This is a genomic window from Spiroplasma sp. hy2, assembly GCF_044714365.1.
Classification (GTDB): Bacteria; Bacillota_I; Bacilli_A; order Mycoplasmatales; family Mycoplasmataceae; genus Spiroplasma; species Spiroplasma phoeniceum.
The window spans coordinates 1-4614 of sequence record NZ_RXFZ02000079.1 but is presented as its reverse complement, the minus strand read 5'-3'; the positions used below and the strand labels follow the sequence as shown (position 1 = coordinate 4614).

3 protein-coding genes and 1 pseudogene are annotated in these 4614 nt (G+C 24.6%); all 4 read right to left on the bottom strand.

From position 1 onward, the window contains the following. Nucleotides 1-509: pseudogene (locus EHV01_RS03405) on the bottom strand (hypothetical protein); the annotation flags it as partial. 291 nt (nucleotides 510-800) lie between these two features. Further along, nucleotides 801-1040, bottom strand: coding sequence for a hypothetical protein (locus EHV01_RS03400; protein ID WP_422066205.1), 240 nt, complete (start codon nucleotides 1038-1040; stop codon nucleotides 801-803). A gap of 411 nt (nucleotides 1041-1451) precedes the next feature. Further along, the gene (locus EHV01_RS03395) at nucleotides 1452-2429 is read right to left on the bottom strand and encodes an ABC transporter ATP-binding protein (RefSeq protein WP_422066204.1); all 978 of its coding nucleotides are present in this window, start codon (nucleotides 2427-2429) and stop codon (nucleotides 1452-1454) included. A gap of 25 nt (nucleotides 2430-2454) precedes the next feature. Next, the gene (locus tag EHV01_RS03390; protein WP_422066203.1) at nucleotides 2455-4308 is read right to left on the bottom strand and encodes an ABC transporter permease; all 1854 of its coding nucleotides are present in this window, start codon (nucleotides 4306-4308) and stop codon (nucleotides 2455-2457) included. Nucleotides 4309-4614 lie beyond the last annotated feature (306 nt).

Here is a 4614-nt window from a genome sequence, read left to right as displayed (position 1 = left end):
ATAAGTCTTAACATTGAAGCAATTAACATATTGATAAATGTTTCTTTACAATATATTTTCGCGCCACGCCCCTTAACTGCCTTAATATAGTGTGATATATCACCTTCCATGTGACAACCAATATTATATTCTAATGTTTGATTTTCAATCCCTTCTTTATTATTTTTAATTAATTTAATAATTTCTAATAAAAATTTCTTTTTATTATCAATAACATAGGGCAAATGACACATTAAAAAATCTAATAATGCTTCATAATTTCCAGTAAAAAAATATATTTTTGATAACTTATATTTTAATCTATGAATTCGGTTTTTCTTACGATTTGGGAATAATTCTTTAAATCTTTTTACTAAATGAAATCTATCTAAACTATATGATACAGTATTATTTTTATATTTTGCTTTTATTGCTTTGTAAATTTTTTTAATTTGTTTTTCACCATCACTTAATATAGTTGTTTTTTCTTTTTGGAGCCAGAGAGTTTTCTCTCTCTTCACCCGCACCATTTCAGGTCAAAACGTTCAGTTTTTAAAATAAATMTACTCGCACCTTGAAGAGCCTAATGCTGGCTTTGTGGTTTATTAAAACCGCCGCCACTTCTAAGAAGTAATATCTATCGCAAATTTATTTATAAAGTGACCATCTCAATATTTATTGTCGTTTGATGTTGACCTCGCACTTATCACGACTATCGCTTGTTAAAGCGTCTATTATTTCCGGACTGATTACCGCTGGGCTAGACCGCCTCATGTGGAATAAAAACACTTAGTTATTTAAAATAACCGTTCCACCCTGCATTAAGCTGTTTTATTAAATCAAAGTTTAAAAGAACCAGTTTCTCAATCAAAGATAATTTTTGAATTTTCAAGTTTCTGATAAAATTGCTTTTGTGTTTTATCTTTTACTTTATTCAATAAATCTTTATGTTTTTCACAAGTTCATAAAACTTTATTTGATACAAATTCTTCGGTAATGAATGATATTGCTTTATAACAATTATCAATATCGCAAATTTGTTTTTGTTTATTAATTTTCATTACTCATTCCTTTCTTTGGTATTATTTTTTTATTTATTAGCAAAATTAATTAATTGAAACAGAGAAAAGACAACACCTTAAATTAGGAGAAAAAACAGGTACACTTTGTAAAGATTTCTAAGATATTTAACAAATGTGTAATACAACTTTTAAAAAGTTAATAAAAGTTGTGATAAAAAGTTTCTATTTTAAGAACTTAAGATGCTGTCCTTTCTCTGAATTAATTAATAATTATGGGTTTACAAATAAAAAAACAACCCTTTAATAAGAGTTGTTTTAGCGCGTTTCGTTTTACAGTTTACATAATAAAAAAAATACTTTAATGCCCATTAAAATATTTTTAAAGATTACTTTCTTTAATTTTGTTACATAATTACATTTAAAATTTATGCTGGTTAATTAACCTTGTTGCTATTTCTTCAACTGTTTCTTTCATAATTTACGATTAGTAGTCATATTAGGAGGTAGCGTAATATTTAATTTTTGTAATAGAAAATCAAATGAAAATTCAACTTCACTAATTTTAGTAATTTTAATTTGTTTTTTTAATGCATATTGAGTAACATAATATAAATGTAATGGTGAATTTAAAACAAAATTTAACGAATTATTTGCTCGATCATATCAGTTTGGTACTCGGTTTGAATTAAAATAATGAATCATTGCTTGAGGATTATTAGTCACTAGATAATAACTATTTTTAATATTAAAGGCAGCTAATTGCCCCGTATAAATTTGCGTTCCATTCATTACCATTGTAAATTCATCAATATAGTCTTTAATTTCATCTAGTAAATGGGATGAAAAAAAGACAGTTTTACCGCGAAGTGTTAATTGTTTTAAGTAAAAAATAATTTTTTTTCGATTATTAATATCTAATCCCGCTTCTGGTTCATCTAAAATTAAAATTTCAGGATCATGAATAATACCTTGAATAATCATTACTCTTTTTTTCATTCCTGATGAAAATGAATTAACATCTTTATCACGGTGTTCTCAAATTTCTAATGATTTCATTAAATATTCAATGCGGTCACGAAGATATTTCCCTCGTAAACCATTTGTTTTTCCTAAATATTTTAAAAAATTATAAGAACTAATATTTTCAGGAAAAGTAACAAACTCAGGAACATAACCAATCATTTTTTTCATACTAATTTTTGTTGCTTTTTTAACAAAAATTGTAATATCACCATGAAATCCCTTTAAACCACCAATTAAAGATTTAATGAAAACTGTTTTTCCACTTCCAGAAGCACCTAAAATGGCATGTAATTTTCCACGACTAACATTAAAATTAAATGGACCAACAATACTATTTTTAAACTTTTTGCTAAAATTACGCGAAGCAATTGCCACATCGCTAAGTACTAATGCATTATTATTCATGTTTTAACATCTCCTTTCCCCTGCCTTAAGTAATATTTTTGCGACGTAAAATTAAATAAGCATTAATTAAAAATAAACCAGATATTCCTAAATAAACATATAACAATAAATTAATATTTAAAAATGGTGGTACATCAAGGTCAACTTTTTTATCTTGTTGTAATGCTATTGGGAAATCTTGATAACTCATTAAATAATTGTTTTGAACACTAAAATCAATATTACTTCGTTGCAATGGTTCAAATCAAAATGGAACATATGATAAAGAACTTGTTCAAATTTGATTTCAATGTTCAATAATATTAATTTTAGAAATTAATTCATAAGTTTGAATTAAATCATCATATTTTTGTCATTCGGTATTTATTTTAATTGGTACACCTTCAAGTAATTTATAATCCATTATTTTTTTTAAAATATTAATTTCAATTTCTCTTAAAACATAAAGTGTTTTAATTTCAAAACCATCTTCAATTCTATCTTCGGCGCCAAAATAATTAAGAATTCAATCTTGAAACTCAGTACCATTATCATATTCTGAATCAACTGTTGATATCCCAGTTCGAGCAAATTCAGAACGAAAAACATTTACTGGATTAAATCCATTTGGCTCAGATAACTTTCGTTCTTCTGTTCCTACTTTACTATCAGATGATGATAAACTATAATAGGATTTATTTAAATCAAAATAAAATAATGAATTTCCATTTAAATCATTTGTTCTAAGATACAAGTCTCACGATTTTGCACTTCTTCCAATAAAGTTAATAGCATCAAGTAATTCTTGGTGAATTTCATTATTTGAATCTAATTCTCCTGGTGATTTGAAAAAGAAATTTGTCGCAAAGTTTACTTTCATTTGAAGATTACTTCCGCCAACTTTATTAATAATTTCAAAAATGGTTTCATCCTTATTATCATATTTATATTTTGTTATTTTATCTCACTTATTAAGTTGGCTAATTGTATAACTAGCTTCTTTTGGTTTTGTTAAACCTAATGATTGATAAAATTCTAATCGTTTAATTCGCAAAGTAGGATCACTTGTAATATTTTCATAGTCTCGCGTTTTAAAAACTTTATCTAAATCATCATAATCTCACGAATTATAAAAATCTCAAATTTTGCTAGTTAAATTATCATATTTAATTAATTTTTTTTCTAAATTTCTTTTAAAATTAATTGTACTTTTAATAATATGCACAGGATAAGGCTGCTTAGTCATATTGGTGTCAACAAATGATAAATCAATTGTATTAGCTAAACTCATAATTAACGAATATGGCATCCCACCAACTAAAAATAAACTACAAAAAATAACAACAATTAATAAAACTACTTGTGAATTTAAAAAAGTTACCGCAAATAAAATACCACTTGATGCAAAAAAAGATAATGCTAAAGAATATAAAAATAATTTCAATAATAAATTTTGATAAACTTGTAAATACTCTGGATCATTATTAATTAAATAACCAATATAACCAATTCCTAAAGCAAATAAAATAATTGTTCCTAAGAAAAAGATAATCAAAATTCAAAGTGAAATTAATTTTAAGAAAAATAAAGTAAATCGAGAATATGGTTTGGAAATTAAAAGTAAATATGTCCCATCTTCAAATTCTCGACCAAAAATTTTAATGATAACTAACAACACAAACAATAATAATAAAATATTATTAAAAATAAACACTCCGTATTGAAAATTTTTTAAAAAATCATAAATATTTGTTGAAGATAAAAAAAGATTAATTGCAATTGCACCAAATAAAACAAGTGACAATAACACTAAAACTCAAACTGCCATTGAACGGCGGATTTTAAACATTGAAAATGATATTATTGAATATCATGAATTTGATTTACCTTTTTTAAGCATTTTATTCTCCATCTATTTTCTTAAATTACTCAATTTATGTCTCTTAATTTTATAGCAAGGTATTCATACAATATGTATTTTATCATTTTTTAATTTGTTTTACTAGTATAACTAATTTTTAAATTATATTTAAAATTACCTTGTAAGTGAAATTGATCAAACGCTTGTTCATGAACATATGGCATAATATTAATAATTTTTTCATTAGACTTCTTGCATAACCTAGTTATTTTAAAATTCCTATAAAATATATTTAAAATAGAAATTATAGGAATCTAAAATTATGAAATTTGATAAATTTGATTW